This is a genomic window from Psychrobacillus sp. INOP01 (assembly GCF_018140925.1).
Taxonomy (GTDB): Bacteria; Bacillota; Bacilli; order Bacillales_A; family Planococcaceae; genus Psychrobacillus.
Map to the genome: position 1 here is coordinate 2,169,666 of NZ_CP073315.1, position 18,239 is coordinate 2,187,904.

Genomic DNA, 18,239 nt, shown 5'->3' on the forward strand with positions numbered 1-18,239 from the left:
TAATGAGTTTAAGAGAGAAGTATGGTATACCTTCTAATGCAGTTATTACGATTGCAGGAACTGTTGGAGTAGGTAAATCAACAATGACTAAAGCATTAGCAGAAGCGTTACATTTTAAAACGTCTTTTGAAAAAGTGGATACAAACCCTTATTTAGATCGTTTCTACGAGGACTTTTCTAAATGGAGCTTTCATTTACAAATTTACTTTTTAGCGGAGCGATTTAAAGAGCAAAAAAGAATGTTTGAGTATGGTGGTGGATTTATCCAAGACCGTTCTATTTACGAGGATACAGGAATATTTGCGCAAATGCATAAGGAAAAAGGTACGATGGATCCAGTAGATCATGAAACGTATACGAGTTTATTTGAAGCAATGGTAATGACACCATATTTTCCACATCCAAACTTACTTATTTATTTAGAAGGATCAATGGATGACATTATTGATCGAATTCATGATAGAGGTCGACCAATGGAGCAGCAAACACCTATCTCTTATTGGGAGGAAATGCATGGGCGTTATGAGAAATGGATTGACGCATTTAATGGTTGCCCAGTACTTCGTTTAAATATTAATGATTACGATATTTTGGCAAATCCAGATGATGTGGAAGCAATCTTAGAACGTATTGGTCATTTCATGGAGCAAACTGCTATTATTCGTAAATAAATAAAATCCTCCTGTATCTTATACAGGAGGATTTTTATATAAAGTATTTAACATGGCATAAAAAAAGTTAGCGAAATTCGCTAACTTCTTAATATTCTGAACACACTATTGTAAGAAAAATTCGTTACCAACGTAACGAATTCAATCTCAAATTTATGCGTGTGTGTATTTAAAATGGAGGAGGAAGAGGGATTCGAACCCCCGCGCGGTATGACCCGCCTGTCGGTTTTCAAGACCGATCCCTTCAGCCAGACTTGGGTATTCCTCCGAAGTACAAGAACTAATTTATCATGGATAAAAATGAAAGTCAACATATTTTTATTAATTTTCTGTTGTTTTAATCATATATCTTTGTGTGACATTTAAGCAGTTACCTTGAAAAAGCAATCAAATTTACCGCAAATATTTTAAATAGTTTTCCTGTCAGTTACAATAAATAGTAATGTAGATAAAATTTATATATGCGTTATCGTTGATTTTTGTCTCTAAAAAAAGTATACTAGTAAATGCCGTGCTAGGTGGGAAGGTAGCGGTGTCTTGTAACTCGCAATCCGCTCTAGCGAGACTGAACTCCTTCTCTGAGGTTGAATACATGTAGGGTCTGGTATTTGCACGTGATGTTGACGTTTGGGTCCTGCGCAATGGGTACCCATGAACCATGTCAGGTCCGGAAGGAAGCAGCATTAAGTGGTGTTTTCTCATGTGCCGCGGGGCAGCCTAAACCGAGTTAACGACAAAGGTGCCGCTTATGTGTTTCAATCGAAGGAAGGTGCACGGCTTTAATTTTACACTTCAACTCACTTGTCTAATAGACAAGTGAGTTTTTTATTTGAAAAAAAACTACTATATATAAATAAGCGAAGTCTAGTTGGCTTTATGATATAATAGAAATCATTAACAGTTAGAAATGAGAAGGAGGGAAACTAGTGTCGTATCAAGCTTTTTACCGTGCTTATCGGCCACAATCGTTTGCAGAAGTGTCTGGTCAAACTCATATTAAGCAAACCCTTCAAAATGCCCTCCTTTATAACAAAACAACACATGCGTATTTATTTTCAGGGCCACGTGGAACAGGTAAAACAAGTGCAGCAAAAATTTTTGCGAAAGCTTTGAACTGTGAAAATGGTCCAGCAAAAGAACCGTGCAATTCATGTGAAACGTGTAAAAGTATAACAGAAGGCTCGAATACAGATGTGATTGAGTTTGACGCAGCTTCTAACTCTCGAGTAGAAGAAATGCGTGATATTATTGAAAAAGTTCGATTTGCTCCTTCTAATGCTAAATATAAAGTGTATATTATCGATGAAGTGCATATGCTCTCAACGAGTGCATTCAACGCATTATTGAAAACATTAGAAGAACCACCTGCACATGCCGTGTTCATATTGGCAACAACGGAGCCACATAAAATTCCCTTAACTATTATTTCTAGATGTCAGCGTTTCGATTTTAAACGAATTACATCTGCTGATATCGTTTCTCGTATGGAAGAAGTATTAACAGATGCTAAAATTGAATACGATGAAAATGTACTAAAAATTATTGCACAAGCTGCTGCGGGTGGTATGCGTGATGCACTTAGTATGCTGGATCAAGTTGTGTCATTTAGTGTAGATAAAATGACGATTGAAGATGCATTACTTGTAACTGGTTCTATTGGACAGGATGTCTTTTTTCAATTAGCAGATGCTTTGATAGACAAAGATATAGCGAAGGCATTAGCATGCATAGAAAAGTTAATAGAAGATGGAAAGGATCCTGTTCGATTAACGGAGGATTTTATAACCTTCTATAGAGACTTACTTGTTTTACTTGTTGCTCCAGAACAAACTGAATTACTAGAAATAGCAACAGGTGACTCTATGTTTTTAAAGCTTGCTTCTAAGTTTCAGGTAGACGCCTTATATAAAGGCATCTCCATCTTGACGAATACTCAACAAGAAATGCGTTTTTCTAATCATGCGAAAGTGTATCTAGAAACTGCGATAATTCGATTGGCACATGTGCCAGTAGAAGGAACGTTCTCAAATGGGAGTAACTCGGAGCTAGAAACAAAGGTAAAAGTACTAGAAACTCAATTACAACAGTTGCAACAACAATTAAGTCAAGGGATGATTCCGCAGGTAAACGCAGGAACACAAGACCAACCGAAGCGCCAAAGACAAAAGTCATCTGGTGGCGTTAAAGTATCAAGCGGTCGAATACAAGAAATTTTGAAAACAGCCACGAAAATGGATCTCCAATCGATTAAATCTCAGTGGGCAAATATTTTACAACAATTACAAAAATCACATGCAGCATTATTAAATGATGCTGAGCCAGTAGCAGCATCTTCTAATGCATTTGTGTTAAAATTCAAGTATGATATACATTGCCAAATGGCTATGGAGAACAAAACATTTTCCACTTCATTTCCCCAGTTAATTGCTAACTTGACGGGGACGATGTATGAAGTTTTATACGTACCAGAGGAAAATTGGTTGAAGATCCGAGAAGATTTTATTAGACAAAATGGTTTAAAACAAGGTGCTCAAGAGACCGAGGAAGAAAATTTTTCTGAACCAACTGAATCGATGGAATTATTACAATCGATGGAACAGGTGTCAGAGGATCCGCTGGTAGTGGAAGCAGAGAAATTGTTTGGTAAAGAATTTGTAGAAGTACAAGATGACTAAGGAGGAAAACAATTATGCGTGGAATGGGAAATATGCAAGGTATGATGAAACAAATGCAAAAAATGCAAAAGAAGATGGCAGAGGCTCAAGAAGAGTTAGCAACTCAACGATTCGAAGCAGTTGCTGGTGGTGGTATGGTGAAAGTCGTAGTTTCTGGACAAAAAGAAGTGCTTGAAGTAGAACTAGATCCTGCCGTAATAGATCCAGATGATATTGAAATGCTTCAAGATTTAATCGTTATTGCTACAAATGAAGCGATAAAAAAAGCAGAAGAAACAGCGAACTCCACAATGGGTCAATTCACGAAAGGATTGAACCTTCCTGGCATGTTCTAGGAGGAATATTAGATGCATTATCCTGAACCGATATCAAAACTAATAGATAGTTTTATGAAATTGCCAGGAATAGGGCCGAAAACAGCGGCCCGTCTGGCTTTTTTTGTCTTAACAATGAAAGAAGATACTGTTTTAGATTTTGCGAAAGCTTTAGTTGATGCCAAACGAAATTTAAGCTTTTGTTCTGTGTGTGGGCATATAACAGATATTGATCCTTGCCATATATGTCAGGATCAGCAAAGAGATGGCTCTTTGATCTGTGTGGTTCAAGACACAAAAGATGTAATTGCGTTGGAAAAGATGAGAGATTACAACGGACGATACCACGTACTTCACGGGGCTATTTCTCCGATGGATGGAATTGGTCCAGAAGATATAAATGTACCTTCACTTTTGAAAAGGTTACAAGATACAGAAATAGAAGAACTAATACTAGCTACTAATCCTACAATAGAAGGAGAAGCAACGGCGATGTATATTTCACGCCTTGTCAAACCGTCTGGTATTAAAACAACAAGAATTGCTCATGGATTACCTGTAGGTGGAGATTTAGAGTATGCAGATGAAGTAACTCTATCTAAAGCTCTTGAAGGTCGCCGAGAGTTGTAAGGGGCTGGGATAGTGTGATGTTTTCTAAAAAAGGAAAACTGAAAAAAGAATTTGATGAGCAATTTGTGGCGCTCATGAAAGAAACGAAAAAAGAGTGGCAACAAGCTCAGATAATAGAAGATTATTTAAACGACTATGATTTAGATGCAGTTGCTAAAAGGAAAATGGCAGAAAGTATCCACTTCTATCTATATAAAGAAGCTAGGATTCGAAATGTCATTCTAAAATAGAATAATAGATGTACTAGCTACATATAATGATAGATATGATTTTATGGAGGGTGTAACTCATGAAGTTTATTATCATTATATGTTCGCTATTACTTTTATCTTTTTTATTATTTCGAAATTCATTTCCGAAGTTTTTTGAAGGCGTATCTATTTTATTGTTTCGTTTAGGTTTTTCTATACTTTTGTTATATGGAGTTCATTTATTGCTTGGTTCAATGGGTTATGTAATACCAGTAAATTTGTTTACAGGCACTGTCGCAGCTACGTTGGGCATACCGGGAGTAATCTCTGTTATAGCAATTTCTATACTAATATAAAAAAGTTTTGAAAAAGTGTTGACTTTATAATACAAAGCAAGTAATATTATAGGAGTCGCCAAGAGGTAAAGCATTCTGGTAGACAACATGAACATTGAAAACTGAACATGCAAAACGTTAAGACATACAGCTTATCAACTAACTTAGTTAGTTTGATAGCAAAACAATTTTGACATCATTTAATGATGATGCCAGCAAAACAAATGAGCTTTTTAAGTTCTCTATTATGGAGAGTTTGATCCTGGCTCAGGACGAACGCTGGCGGCATGCCTAATACATGCAAGTCGAGCGAATGACGAAGAAGCTTGCTTCTTCTGATTTAGCGGCGGACGGGTGAGTAACACGTGGGCAACCTGCCCTGTAGATTGGGATAACTCCGGGAAACCGGGGCTAATACCGAATAATCCATTTCCTCACATGGGGAGATGTTAAAAGACGGTTTCGGCTGTCACTACAGGATGGGCCCGCGGCGCATTAGCTAGTTGGTGAGGTAACGGCTCACCAAGGCGACGATGCGTAGCCGACCTGAGAGGGTGATCGGCCACACTGGGACTGAGACACGGCCCAGACTCCTACGGGAGGCAGCAGTAGGGAATCTTCCACAATGGACGAAAGTCTGATGGAGCAATGCCGCGTGAGTGAAGAAGGTTTTCGGATCGTAAAACTCTGTTGTGAGGGAAGAACAAGTACGAGAGTAACTGCTCGTACCTTGACGGTACCTCATTAGAAAGCCACGGCTAACTACGTGCCAGCAGCCGCGGTAATACGTAGGTGGCAAGCGTTGTCCGGAATTATTGGGCGTAAAGCGCGCGCAGGCGGTCCTTTAAGTCTGATGTGAAATCCCACGGCTCAACCGTGGAAGGTCATTGGAAACTGGGGGACTTGAGTACAGAAGAGGAAAGCGGAATTCCAAGTGTAGCGGTGAAATGCGTAGAGATTTGGAGGAACACCAGTGGCGAAGGCGGCTTTCTGGTCTGTAACTGACGCTGAGGCGCGAAAGCGTGGGGAGCAAACAGGATTAGATACCCTGGTAGTCCACGCCGTAAACGATGAGTGCTAAGTGTTAGGGGGTTTCCGCCCCTTAGTGCTGCAGCTAACGCATTAAGCACTCCGCCTGGGGAGTACGGTCGCAAGACTGAAACTCAAAGGAATTGACGGGGGCCCGCACAAGCGGTGGAGCATGTGGTTTAATTCGAAGCAACGCGAAGAACCTTACCAGGTCTTGACATCCCGCTGACCGGTCTAGAGATAGGCTTTTCCCTTCGGGGACAGCGGTGACAGGTGGTGCATGGTTGTCGTCAGCTCGTGTCGTGAGATGTTGGGTTAAGTCCCGCAACGAGCGCAACCCTTGATCTTAGTTGCCAGCATTCAGTTGGGCACTCTAAGGTGACTGCCGGTGATAAACCGGAGGAAGGTGGGGATGACGTCAAATCATCATGCCCCTTATGACCTGGGCTACACACGTGCTACAATGGACGGTACAGAGGGTCGCAACCCCGCGAGGGTGAGCAAATCCCATAAAACCGTTCTCAGTTCGGATTGTAGGCTGCAACTCGCCTACATGAAGCCGGAATCGCTAGTAATCGTGGATCAGCATGCCACGGTGAATACGTTCCCGGGCCTTGTACACACCGCCCGTCACACCACGAGAGTTTGTAACACCCGAAGTCGGTGGGGTAACCCTTACGGGAGCCAGCCGCCGAAGGTGGGACAGATGATTGGGGTGAAGTCGTAACAAGGTAGCCGTATCGGAAGGTGCGGCTGGATCACCTCCTTTCTAAGGATAATATCGGAATACAGATTTTTATCTGTATCTTAACGTTTTGCAGTTCAGTTTTGAATGTTCATTTTTATATGAAGATTCGATACTTGTTCTTTGAAAACTGGATAAAACGACATTGAAACAATAAACAACAAGAAATTCAAGTTGTGATTACTTCGGTAATCATGATGTGTAAGACTTTTTAACTTTTAGGTTAAGTTAATAAGGGCGCACGGTGAATGCCTTGGCACTAGGAGTCGACGAAGGACGGCACTAACACCGATATGCTTCGGGGAGCTGTAAGTGAGCTTTGATCCGGAGATTTCCGAATGGGGAAACCCACTGTTCGTAATGGAGCAGTACATTTGCGTGAATACATAGCGCATCTGAGACACACCCAGGGAACTGAAACATCTAAGTACCTGGAGGAAGAGAAAGAAAAATCGATTCCCTGAGTAGCGGCGAGCGAAACGGGAATAGCCCAAACCAAGAGGCTTGCCTCTTGGGGTTGTAGGACACTCTACATAGAGTTACAAAGGAATGAGTTAGACGAAGCGATCTGGAAAGGTCCGCAGGATAGGGTAAAAGCCCCGTAGTCCAAAATTCATTCTCTCTTGAGTGTATCCTGAGTACGGCGGAACACGTGAAATTCCGTCGGAATCCGGGAGGACCATCTCCCAAGGCTAAATACTACCTAGTGACCGATAGTGAACCAGTACCGTGAGGGAAAGGTGAAAAGCACCCCGGAAGGGGAGTGAAATAGATCCTGAAACCGTGTGCCTACAAGTAGTTAGAGCCCGTTAATGGGTGATAGCGTGCCTTTTGTAGAATGAACCGGCGAGTTACGATTACATGCAAGGTTAAGTTGAGAAGACGGAGCCGCAGCGAAAGCGAGTCTGAATAGGGCGAATGAGTATGTGGTCGTAGACCCGAAACCAGGTGATCTACCCATGTCCAGGATGAAGGTAAGGTAACACTTACTGGAGGTCCGAACCCACGCACGTTGAAAAGTGCGGGGATGAGGTGTGGGTAGCGGAGAAATTCCAATCGAACCTGGAGATAGCTGGTTCTCTCCGAAATAGCTTTAGGGCTAGCCTCAAACGTTAGAATCTTGGAGGTAGAGCACTGTTTGGACTAGGGGCCCATCCCGGGTTACCGAATTCAGACAAACTCCGAATGCCAATGATTTATGTTTGGGAGTCAGACTGCGAGTGATAAGATCCGTAGTCAAGAGGGAAACAGCCCAGACCACCAGCTAAGGTCCCAAAGTATTTGTTAAGTGGAAAAGGATGTGGCGTTGCTTAGACAACCAGGATGTTGGCTTAGAAGCAGCCATCATTTAAAGAGTGCGTAATAGCTCACTGGTCGAGTGACGCTGCGCCGAAAATGTATCGGGGCTAAACAAATCACCGAAGCTGTGGATTGATACCTTTGGTATCAGTGGTAGGAGAGCGTTCTAAGGGCGTTGAAGTCAGACCGGAAGGACTGGTGGAGCGCTTAGAAGTGAGAATGCCGGTATGAGTAGCGAAAGACGGGTGAGAATCCCGTCCACCGTATGACTAAGGTTTCCTGAGGAAGGCTCGTCCGCTCAGGGTTAGTCGGGACCTAAGCCGAGGCCGATAGGCGTAGGCGATGGATAACAGGTTGATATTCCTGTACCACCAAACCACCGTTTGAGTAATGGGGGGACGCAGAAGGATAGGGTAAGCATGCTGTTGGTTATGCATGTCCAAGCAGTAAGGTGTGAATGTAGGCAAATCCGCATTCTGTAACATTGAGCTGTGATGGCGAGGACGTATGTCCGGAGTTCCTGATTTCACACTGCCAAGAAAAGCCTCTAGCGAGGTGATAGGTGCCCGTACCGCAAACCGACACAGGTAGTCGAGGAGAGAATCCTAAGGTGAGCGAGAGAACTCTCGTTAAGGAACTCGGCAAAATGACCCCGTAACTTCGGGAGAAGGGGTGCTCTTTTGGGTGCATAGCCTAGAAGAGCCGCAGTGAATAGGCCCAGGCGACTGTTTAGCAAAAACACAGGTCTCTGCAAAACCGTAAGGTGAAGTATAGGGGCTGACGCCTGCCCGGTGCTGGAAGGTTAAGAGGAGTGCTTAGCGCAAGCGAAGGTGCGAATTGAAGCCCCAGTAAACGGCGGCCGTAACTATAACGGTCCTAAGGTAGCGAAATTCCTTGTCGGGTAAGTTCCGACCCGCACGAAAGGCGTAACGATCTGGGCACTGTCTCAACGAGAGACTCGGTGAAATTATAGTACCTGTGAAGATGCAGGTTACCCGCGACAGGACGGAAAGACCCCGTGGAGCTTTACTATAGCTTGATATTGAATTTTGGTGCAACTTGTACAGGATAGGCAGGAGCCTTAGAGCCCGGAGCGCCAGCTTCGGAGGAGGCGTCGGTGGGATACTGCCCTGGTTGTATTGAAATTCTAACCCATACCCGTAACCCGGGTAGGAGACAGTGTCAGGCGGGTAGTTTGACTGGGGCGGTCGCCTCCTAAAGTGTAACGGAGGCGCCCAAAGGTTCCCTCAGAATGGTTGGAAATCATTCGAAGAGTGTAAAGGCAGAAGGGAGCTTGACTGCGAGACCTACAAGTCGAGCAGGGTCGAAAGACGGGCTTAGTGATCCGGTGGTTCCGCATGGAAGGGCCATCGCTCAACGGATAAAAGCTACCCCGGGGATAACAGGCTTATCTCCCCCAAGAGTCCACATCGACGGGGAGGTTTGGCACCTCGATGTCGGCTCATCGCATCCTGGGGCTGTAGTCGGTCCCAAGGGTTGGGCTGTTCGCCCATTAAAGCGGTACGCGAGCTGGGTTCAGAACGTCGTGAGACAGTTCGGTCCCTATCCGTCGTGGGCGTAGGAAATTTGAGAGGAGCTGTCCTTAGTACGAGAGGACCGGGATGGACACACCGCTGGTGTACCAGTTGTTCTGCCAAGAGCATCGCTGGGTAGCTATGTGTGGACGGGATAAGTGCTGAAAGCATCTAAGCACGAAGCCCCCCTCAAGATGAGATTTCCCATTACGCAAGTAAGTAAGATCCCTCAAAGACGATGAGGTAGATAGGTTCGGGGTGGAAGCGTGGCGACACGTGCAGCTGACGAATACTAATCGATCGAGGACTTAACCAAATTTGTTTAACGTAACAATGTCGTTTATCCAGTTTTGAGTGAACAAGCACTCTGTTAAGGGTTTCAAGACACGAGTAATTCGAGGAAACAATTGAGAGAGGAAAGGAACGTACTAACGTACGTGACTGACCGAACGAATGAAGTTGACGAAGAAGTACGATGTGTATTGGAAGCCGTAGAGTCTAGTGATGATGGCGAAGAGGTCACACCCGTTCCCATACCGAACACGGAAGTTAAGCTCTTCAGCGCCGATGGTAGTTGGGGGTCTCCCCCTGTGAGAGTAGGACGTCGCTGGGCATCAAAGTAAAGTCATTACCGAGTAAATCGGTAATGACTTTTTTGTTTATACTAAAATAGAATAAATAAAGGCGTAGGCAGTCTTTCTCTATAAGATAGTATGCGAGAAAGTAGAGGGGCAAAGAGTTCAAGGAAGCAATGGAGAATGGCTCGGAGCGTATAACATACGCGAGAATCGAACGATGCAGCTGACGAAGAAATCTGCAGTCCATCTGCTTTCGCAGCTCTGGACACGGAAGTTAAGCTCTTGCACCGATGGTAGTTGGGGGTCTCCCCTGTGAGAGTAGGACGTCGCTGGGCACCAAAGAAAAAGTTGTTACCGAATTATCGGTAACAACTTTTTTGTATAATTTTTTCATTATTGTTTGTTAAAAAGTCTTGATTAGGTATAACTTATTGTTAATAGATATTCCAAGAAAAACCTGACAGAAATAAGTTGCCTACCGTCTTTACAGCGAACTATTCATGTATAATAGAAGAAAGAAATTAGAACATATAGTGAGGTAATATAATGCAAGAGAAAAGACCGTTGGTTGAGGCGTTGGAGCAATTTCATAAGAAAAAGCCGCTTTCTTTTCATGTGCCTGGTCATAAACATGGACTTTTATCCAATTTACCACAACTTATTAGGGATTCGATGCAGTATGACTTGACTGAATTAAATGGATTGGATGATTATCATCATCCAGAGGAAGCTATTAAAGAAGCAGAGCAATTACTGACCAAACTATATAACACAGATAAAAGTTTCTTTTTAGTGAATGGCACAACTATTGGAAACCTAGCTATGATTTATGCAACTTGTCAGTATGGAGAACAAATTATTGTACAACGAAATGCTCATAAATCTATATTTCATGCTATTGAATTGGTTGGAGCAGAGCCTATTTTTGTATCCCCTGAATGGGATGAACAATCGAAAACAGCGTCCTATGTATCATTTGAGGTAATGGAGGAAGCAATTCAACAATATCCTTTTGCCAAAGCAGTTGTCTTAACCTATCCAAACTATTATGGGGTTTCCTCTCCGGATTTAGAAAATATCATCAGACTATGTCATAGTCTACAAATGCCTGTATTAGTAGATGAAGCACATGGTGCACATTTCCAAACACATAAGGAATTTCCAAAGTCAGCGTTATTATATGGAGCTGATGTAGTTGTTCAGTCAGCGCATAAAACGTTACCGGCGTTAACAATGGGTTCATTTTTACATATTCGTTCTCAATTGATTGATAGCAATAAAGTAAATAAATACTTAAGAATGCTGCAATCGAGTAGTCCTTCCTATTTAATCTTAGCCTCTCTTGATGATGCAAGAAGTTATGTGGAAAGATATAGTCCAATGGATTTTAAACAATTGATGAGTCGAAGAGAAGTGTTTATAGAAGCTTTAGAAACTATTCCACTAATTGAAGTAGTTCAAGTAGACGATCCATTAAAACTATTAATACGCGTTGCAAAGTATTCTGGGTTTCAGGTACAGAAAGCTTTAGAAAAACAAAATATATATGTGGAACTAGCGGATATATATCAAGTCTTACTTATTCTCCCATTACTAAAAGTGGAGCATGAATATGCATTTGCAGAGATTAGAAAGCGAATAAAATATGCCGTAGATAGCTTAAAAAAAGAGAGTCCAGATCATACGAATAATATGTTTCATATAGAACGAAAGTCTGTTTCTACTTTGCAGATGAATATGGAGCTACTTAGTGAGAAACAAGGGGAATGGATTCCTTATGTACGGGGGATTGGAAGGATATCTAAGGGGATGATTGTTCCTTACCCTCCAGGTATTCCGTTAATCTTACCAGGGGAAAAAATTACGGTTCCCATTCTTACAGAATTAGAAGAGTGGATTGAAAAAGGCACCTTGTTTCAAGGAGAGCATCGATTAGAAGAAAAGTTAATATATGTAGTGGAGGAGTAACTGTGCAAAAAAGAGGGTATTTTATAACAAGTGAGGGTCCAGAAGGTGCAGGGAAAACAACTGTTATGAATTTATTAGGAAAACGATTAATGGAAGAAGGCTACGATGTTGTAATGACAAGAGAGCCTGGAGGAATTATGATTTCCGAAAAGATTCGTAACATAATTTTAAATAATGAGCATACAATGATGGAAAGCCGTACTGAAGCATTATTATATGCTGCTGCTAGAAGACAACATTTAGTAGAGAAGATTCTACCTGCGTTAGAAGCTGGAAAAATTGTGATTTGTGATAGATTTATTGATAGCTCATTAGCATATCAAGGTTTTGCTCGTGGTATTGGAGTAGAGGAAATATGGGCAATTAATAAGTTTGCTATTGGAGACACAATGCCGGAAAAAACAGTTCTATTTGATGTGGACCCTGAGGTAGGTTTATCTAGAATTAACGCACATAAGAATCGAGAAAAGAACCGATTAGATGTTGAAAATTTGGCATTTCATCAAAAAGTACGAGCTGGTTATTTAGCGTTAGTAGAAAAATATCCGGAACGTATACAAGTAATAGATGCCTCTCAATCGGTAGAGAAGGTATTAGAAGAAACATATACAGTCATCAAACGGGAATTAGAAATTATTAGATAATTCATGGTATAATAAAAGAAAAAATACTAATAGGGGTGAGTATCGATGAAATTGATAGTAGCAGTAGTTCAGGATCAGGATAGTAATCGGTTGTCTAATGCATTAACAAAGGCAAAGTTTAGAGCAACAAAACTTGCAAGTACGGGTGGTTTTTTACGTTCCGGTAATACTACATTTCTAATCGGTACTGATGATGTACTAGTAGCTTCTGCTTTAGAGCTAATAAGAGATAATTGTAGAGCAAGAGAGCAAATGGTAGCACCAGTATCTCCAATGGGAGGAAATGCAGACTCTTATATTCCATATCCAGTCGAGGTTGAGGTTGGAGGGGCTACAGTATTTGTACTCCCAATTGAACAATTCCATCATTTTTAATAATGAAGGAAGGAGTAGTAAACAGTGAAGATTAACCAAGATATGCGTGTTGGTATAGATAATATTAGAAAAGACGCCATGCAGAATGGAAATCAGTCTGTCAAATTTGGTCAAATGATTACAAAACAAGAACAGCGCATGCAGACGGATACTATGACAAGACTTCTCGGAGACATCTCCACCGCTGGGGATCGTCTAGCACGTTCTCGAAACTTACGCGATATGGCAAAGTTTAAAATGCTTATCCGAAAGTTCTTACACGAAGCTGTTGATTTTGGAATGGGATTAAAACAGTCTCATACATGGAACCGGTTTGGTGAAGGAAGAAAGTTGAAACTTGTTGAAACAATTGATGAAAAATTAGTTGAATTAGCGGAAGAAATTTTAAACCAAGAAAAAAGCTCTATAGACTTGTTAGATAAAATTGGAGAGATAAAAGGCTTACTTATCAATTTATACACGTAAGTTTCCCGTGTTTTCGCATAATGTGAAACGCGGGATTTTTCACAAGAAAGTATTTGTTTATAACTCGTATCTACCTAACTCCAGCGACTATCAGAGCTGACGTAGGCGCCAGAGCTTTTCTAAAAAAGAGGTGAAAATGATGGAAAACTGGTCGATTGTGGACGTAGAAAAAATACAGCCAAAGGTAGTCAAACAAATTCAGAAGATTATATCCAAAAATCGTATTGGACATGCCTATATTTTGGAAGGGGCTAAAGGAACTGGGAAAGAAAAAGTTATGCAATTTTTTGTTCAGCTCATATTTTGTGAAGACCCAGTAAATAATGTTCCATGTGAAACATGTCGATCATGTAAAAGATTAAAATCCTTCAATCACCTTAACTTTATGCAACTAGAACCTGATGGTCAGTTTATAAAAAAAGGACAAGTAGATGAATTGGTTCATGCATTAAGTAAGACTACTATTGAAAAGCAACGAAAAATATATGTAATACATCATGCAGACCAATTAAATGCAAGTGCAGCAAACACGCTATTAAAGTTTTTAGAAGAACCTCAAAGCGAGATAACGGCCATTTTATTAACTGATAGAATGCATGCTTTACTTCCAACTATTCGGTCCAGATGCCAGCATTTAAGTTTATCTTCAATCCCTACTTCTATCTTAAAGCAGAAGTTAATACAAGAGGGAATCACTGATTCTATGGCTTCTACTGTTTGTAAAATGACGAATCAAGTAGAAGAAGCTATAAATTTAGCGAAAGATGAGCAGTTTGGACTTGTAAGGAAATCAGTGTTAAAATTGGTTGAAGCGAATGGAAGAAGTATTCAGGACGCATTGATGTGTATTCATGAAGATTTTGGATCATTGCTTAAAGAGAAAGAGCAGGCCGAACAAGCATTAGATTTACTACTATTTGCATATCGTGATATAGTAGCTATAAAAGCAAGTCCCATCGCAGAATGTACTTTCCCAGATATGATTTCTTATTGGAAACAAGTTGCCCTGCAGACAACGTATGAGCAATTATCAAAGCAATTAGAAATGATTTTACATGCAAAACAAAACTTGCATAAAAATATGAATCGGACACTGATGATGGAGCAGTTAATGCTTAACCTGCAGGAGGGATTTACTTTTGTATAATGTGGTAGGAGTCCGTTTTAAAAAAGCGGGTAAAATATATTATTTTGATCCAGTGGATTTTGCTTTAGAGAAAGACGATTATGTAATCGTCGAAACAGCTAGAGGGGTAGAGTACGGTAAAGTTGTAGTCCCGATTAAGCAAGTCGGAGAACATGACGTTGTCCTTCCTCTAAGACAAGTAGTAAGACCTTCTTCGGATAAAGATCGTATCCAAGTAGAAGAAAATAGATTAGAATCAGCTCAAGCTCTTGCGCTAGGGACTGAAAAGATTATCGAAAGAAATCTTGAAATGAAGTTGGTAGACGTTGAATATACATTCGACCGAAACAAAATTATTTTTTATTTTACCGCAGAAGGTCGCGTAGACTTCCGGGATTTGGTAAAAGATTTAGCATCAGTATTTAGAACTCGTATTGAACTTAGACAAATTGGAGTTCGTGATGAAGCAAAGATGTTAGGCGGTATTGGCCCTTGTGGTCGTATGCTTTGCTGTTCTACATTTTTAGGAGATTTTGAGCCGGTTTCTATAAAGATGGCGAAAGATCAAAACTTATCATTGAATCCATCTAAAATTTCTGGACTTTGTGGCCGACTCATGTGCTGCTTAAAGTACGAGAACGATGAATACGAAACTGCTAGAGAACAAATGCCGGATATTGGAGACAAGGTTGAAACACCTGATGGGTTAGGTAGAGTAGTGAGTATGAATATTTTGGAGCGAGTTTTACGTATAGAGTTACCTGATCCACAACGTGTTCTAGATTATACGTTAGAAGAAATTACAAACCATGCAACAAATCAGGTGCAATGGTCGGGGCAATGAGGTGAATGTGTGATGGACCGCAATTTTTTTGATACAATTATAGATTTTGAAAAACAATTAGAGTCCACGCAGCTGCAATTTCGCGCTTTAAAAGAATTTGTGGCGATAATGGTTGAAGAACGTGAAGCGCTACAACAAGAAAATAATCATTTAAGACAACGACTCGATGAAATGCATGAAAAAGAAGCAATGATTGAGAAAATGCGAGAAGAACGATTGAACAAGTTTGATGTAGGAGAGGGCTATGATAATCTAGCTCGACTTTATCAAGAAGGCTTCCATGTGTGTCATGTTCACTTTGGAAGTTCTCGTAAAGAAGAAGATTGTCTATTTTGTCTTTCATTTTTAAACAAACAAAACAACTAATCAATTGACTGATGCCACTCCTTAGGTGGGTGTCAGTCTTTTATTTTGCTTGGGGGTAAAAATTATGGAACAATGGTTAAAGGGTGACGAACGACTCGATTATTTATTGGCAGAGGATCTACGCATTATTCAAAGTCCTTCTGTCTTCTCCTTTTCTTTGGATGCAGTATTACTATCAAGATTTACATATGTACCGATCAAGAAGGGAAAAATTGTAGATATTTGTTCAGGAAATGGGGCAATCCCATTATTTCTAAGCGCTCGAACAAAAGCTGAAATCATAGGAGTGGAATTACAAGAAAGATTAGCAGATATGGCTACAAGAAGTGTTCAGTTCAATAATCTTACTGATCAAATTACAATTACAGAAGCGGATGTAAAGGGTATTGCTAAAGAGCTTGGTTCCGAAAAATTTGATGTTGTTACTTGTAACCCACCCTATTTTCCAGCGCATGAGGCAAGTGAGAAAAACTTAAAAGAGCATTTAGCAATTGCCCGACATGAGATTTATCTTACATTGGATCAAGCAGTTCAATCTGCCAGTGAATTATTAAAACAGGGTGGAAAAGCTTCCTTTGTTCATCGACCTGGGAGACTTCTCGATATCGTAACTGCGATGAGAGCTAATCGTTTAGAGCCAAAAAGAATTCGATTTGTTTATCCAAAAGAAGGAAAAGAAGCAAATACATTGCTAATCGAAGGTATAAAAGATGGAAAGCCTGATTTAAAAATATTACCGCCTTTATATGTATATGGAGATGACGGGAAATATACGCAAGAAGTAAAAGAGATGCTGTATGGAAAAGAGTGAAAAACAGCATACTTTTTACGTGTTAGAATGTAAGGACGGTTCTTATTATGCTGGTTATACGAATGATTTAGTGAAAAGAATAAAGGTACATAATGAAGGTAAGGGAGCAAAGTATACACGCGCCAAGCGGCCAGTTAGTTGTATATATAGTGAACTATACGAAACGAAGCAAGAGGCTATGCAAGCAGAGTATGCTTTTAAGCAGCTAACGCGGAAACAAAAAATAAATTATATGGGGGCAAGTAAATAATGAAATCTCAGAAATCGACCGAGCATGAACAAAGTAGCTGCTTGTATTTAGTTGCAACACCCATTGGAAACTTAGAAGATATGACGATGAGAGCTATTCGAATATTAAAAGAAGTAGATATTATTGCAGCAGAGGATACAAGAAATACGAAAAAACTGTGTAACTACTTTGAGATATCTACACCACTTATAAGCTATCACGACCATAACCTACAAGCTGGTGGAGAAAAACTATTGGAATTATTGAGAGAGGGCAAACGTATAGCATTGGTAAGTGATGCAGGTCTTCCTTGTATTTCTGATCCTGGTGCAGATATTGCTGCTAAAGCAGTAAAAGAAGGCTTTGCCGTTGTGCCTGTCCCTGGAGCAAATGCTGCACTTAGTGCTCTAATTGCATCGGGACTGACGACACAGCCCTTTTTCTTTTATGGTTTTTTAAGTCGCAATAAAAAAGAAAGAAAAGTAGAGATCGAAAAGTTACAAAAAAGACAAGAGTCCGTTATTTTATATGAGTCACCACATCGTTTGAAAGAATCATTACGGGATATGCAGTCTGTTATGGATGGAAAACGCAAAATTGTATTGGCACGAGAGTTAACAAAAAAGTTTGAAGAGTTTTTAAGAGGTACGATTGACGAAGCTGTTGAGTGGGTGGAACAGGCAGAGATTCGAGGAGAATTCTGTATTGTGTTAGAGGGAAATGAAGATGCAGTAGAAATTGAAGAAACACCGTGGTGGTCAAAACTAACACTGGAAGAGCATGTGGACCAACTAATAGAAGAGAAAAATTGTACTTCAAAGGAAGCTATTAAAGAAGTGGCGATCCAAAGAGGTCTATCTAAAAGAGAAGTCTACCAAAATTATCATGTAGAGTAAAAAGAACCGTAAACTTAAAAAGTTTACGGTTCTTTTTATTAATTATTTTAGGTTACTTTGAATCTCTTTAATTAGTAATTCTGCACCTTCTGGGCTTAGAATCAGTTTTCCACCAACTAGACGTAGGTTATCATCTGAAACTTCACCAGTTACAGCACAAGTCATATTTGGCATATATTTTTTTAGGATGATTTTATCATCATCTACGTAAATCTCTAATGCATCTTTTTCAGCAATACCTAACGTGCGACGTAATTCAATTGGAATAACTACACGACCTAATTCATCAACTTTACGTACAATACCTGTAGATTTCATAAAAAATTGTTCTCCTCTCAAGAGTGCATATTTTTCGCCAAGATTCGACATAAACCTCTTTTATGTAATATATCATACCAAGTACTACCATTTACGTCAATAATTAATGCTTTAGCGAAAGAGAGTAATATAATAGTATTTTGATATTTAAATCACTTTTTATTAAAAAAACGATTCTTTATAAGGAAAATAGGA

Annotated in this window: 17 protein-coding genes, 1 tRNA gene, 3 rRNA genes and 1 other RNA gene; 20 read left to right on the top strand and 2 right to left on the bottom strand. The window is 40.4% G+C overall.

Annotated features, from left to right (window positions below; all coding sequences use genetic code 11):
• Nucleotides 1–2 precede the first annotated feature (2 nt).
• Nucleotides 3–671, top strand: a complete 669-nt coding sequence (locus KD050_RS10980) for a deoxynucleoside kinase (RefSeq protein WP_211892432.1) — start codon at nt 3–5, stop codon at nt 669–671.
• 175 nt (nt 672–846) lie between these two features.
• On the opposite strand, the gene KD050_RS10985 is transcribed toward KD050_RS10980, so the two are convergent.
• Nucleotides 847–939: transfer RNA gene (locus KD050_RS10985), tRNA-Ser, on the bottom strand.
• 241 nt (nt 940–1,180) lie between these two features.
• On the opposite strand from KD050_RS10985, the gene ffs reads away from it, so the two are divergent.
• The 19 genes from ffs (at nt 1,181) to rsmI (ending at nt 17,726) form a co-directional block, all read left to right on the top strand.
• An RNA gene (gene ffs / locus KD050_RS10990) (signal recognition particle sRNA large type) lies at nt 1,181–1,448 on the top strand.
• A gap of 149 nt (nt 1,449–1,597) precedes the next feature.
• On the top strand, nt 1,598–3,346 hold the full coding sequence (gene dnaX, locus KD050_RS10995) for a DNA polymerase III subunit gamma/tau (RefSeq protein ID WP_211892433.1): 1,749 nt from the start codon (nt 1,598–1,600) through the stop codon (nt 3,344–3,346).
• 14 nt (nt 3,347–3,360) lie between these two features.
• Complete coding sequence (locus tag KD050_RS11000) at nt 3,361–3,681, top strand: YbaB/EbfC family nucleoid-associated protein (RefSeq protein WP_211892434.1); 321 nt, start codon at nt 3,361–3,363, stop codon at nt 3,679–3,681.
• Between the two features lie 12 nt (nt 3,682–3,693).
• Nucleotides 3,694–4,290 (top strand): recombination mediator RecR, encoded by a 597-nt coding sequence (recR, locus tag KD050_RS11005; protein WP_211892435.1) that lies wholly within the window; start codon nt 3,694–3,696, stop codon nt 4,288–4,290.
• 14 nt (nt 4,291–4,304) lie between these two features.
• A complete protein-coding gene (locus KD050_RS11010; protein WP_211892436.1) occupies nt 4,305–4,520 on the top strand; it encodes a YaaL family protein in 216 nt (71 codons plus the stop codon).
• A 59-nt stretch (nt 4,521–4,579) separates the two neighbouring features.
• A complete protein-coding gene (locus KD050_RS11015) occupies nt 4,580–4,837 on the top strand; it encodes a pro-sigmaK processing inhibitor BofA family protein (protein WP_211892437.1) in 258 nt (85 codons plus the stop codon).
• A gap of 223 nt (nt 4,838–5,060) precedes the next feature.
• Nucleotides 5,061–6,614: ribosomal RNA gene (locus KD050_RS11020) — 16S ribosomal RNA — on the top strand.
• 197 nt (nt 6,615–6,811) lie between these two features.
• Nucleotides 6,812–9,740 (top strand): 23S ribosomal RNA (locus KD050_RS11025).
• Between the two features lie 181 nt (nt 9,741–9,921).
• Nucleotides 9,922–10,037: ribosomal RNA gene (rrf, locus tag KD050_RS11030) — 5S ribosomal RNA — on the top strand.
• The 16S, 23S and 5S rRNA genes sit together here, the layout of an rRNA operon.
• Nucleotides 10,038–10,548: 511 nt before the next feature.
• Entirely contained in the window at nt 10,549–11,970 is a 1,422-nt protein-coding gene (locus tag KD050_RS11035) for an aminotransferase class I/II-fold pyridoxal phosphate-dependent enzyme (protein WP_211892438.1), read from the top strand.
• Nucleotides 11,971–11,972: 2 nt separating this feature from the next.
• Entirely contained in the window at nt 11,973–12,614 is a 642-nt protein-coding gene (tmk, locus tag KD050_RS11040) for a dTMP kinase (protein ID WP_211892439.1), read from the top strand.
• A gap of 45 nt (nt 12,615–12,659) precedes the next feature.
• Complete coding sequence (locus tag KD050_RS11045) at nt 12,660–12,989, top strand: cyclic-di-AMP receptor (protein WP_093063120.1); 330 nt, start codon at nt 12,660–12,662, stop codon at nt 12,987–12,989.
• Between the two features lie 24 nt (nt 12,990–13,013).
• The gene (locus KD050_RS11050) at nt 13,014–13,454 is read left to right on the top strand and encodes a YaaR family protein (protein ID WP_211892440.1); all 441 of its coding nucleotides are present in this window, start codon (nt 13,014–13,016) and stop codon (nt 13,452–13,454) included.
• Between the two features lie 136 nt (nt 13,455–13,590).
• Nucleotides 13,591–14,601: a DNA polymerase III subunit delta' gene (gene holB / locus KD050_RS11055; RefSeq protein ID WP_211892441.1), complete on the top strand. Its 1,011-nt coding sequence runs from the start codon at nt 13,591–13,593 to the stop codon at nt 14,599–14,601.
• Nucleotides 14,594–15,424, top strand: a complete 831-nt coding sequence (locus tag KD050_RS11060) for a PSP1 domain-containing protein (RefSeq protein WP_211892442.1) — start codon at nt 14,594–14,596, stop codon at nt 15,422–15,424. The genes holB and KD050_RS11060 overlap by 8 nt, the downstream gene beginning before the upstream one ends.
• Before the next feature lie 9 nt (nt 15,425–15,433).
• Complete coding sequence (gene yabA / locus KD050_RS11065) at nt 15,434–15,790, top strand: DNA replication initiation control protein YabA (RefSeq protein ID WP_305080214.1); 357 nt, start codon at nt 15,434–15,436, stop codon at nt 15,788–15,790.
• Between the two features lie 64 nt (nt 15,791–15,854).
• Nucleotides 15,855–16,601 carry a tRNA1(Val) (adenine(37)-N6)-methyltransferase gene (locus KD050_RS11070; protein ID WP_211892444.1) on the top strand — a complete coding sequence of 249 codons (747 nt, stop codon included), beginning with the start codon at nt 15,855–15,857 and terminating at the stop codon, nt 16,599–16,601.
• Nucleotides 16,588–16,851 (top strand): GIY-YIG nuclease family protein, encoded by a 264-nt coding sequence (locus tag KD050_RS11075; RefSeq protein ID WP_211892445.1) that lies wholly within the window; start codon nt 16,588–16,590, stop codon nt 16,849–16,851. Before KD050_RS11070 ends, KD050_RS11075 begins: the two co-directional genes overlap by 14 nt.
• Nucleotides 16,851–17,726 carry a 16S rRNA (cytidine(1402)-2'-O)-methyltransferase gene (gene rsmI / locus KD050_RS11080; protein ID WP_211892446.1) on the top strand — a complete coding sequence of 292 codons (876 nt, stop codon included), beginning with the start codon at nt 16,851–16,853 and terminating at the stop codon, nt 17,724–17,726. Before KD050_RS11075 ends, rsmI begins: the two co-directional genes overlap by 1 nt.
• 42 nt (nt 17,727–17,768) lie before the next feature.
• Here the strand turns inward: rsmI and KD050_RS11085 are convergent, their stop codons facing one another.
• Nucleotides 17,769–18,044, bottom strand: a complete 276-nt coding sequence (locus KD050_RS11085; protein ID WP_053592248.1) for a transition state genes transcriptional regulator AbrB — start codon at nt 18,042–18,044, stop codon at nt 17,769–17,771.
• Nucleotides 18,045–18,239: the final 195 nt, after the last annotated feature.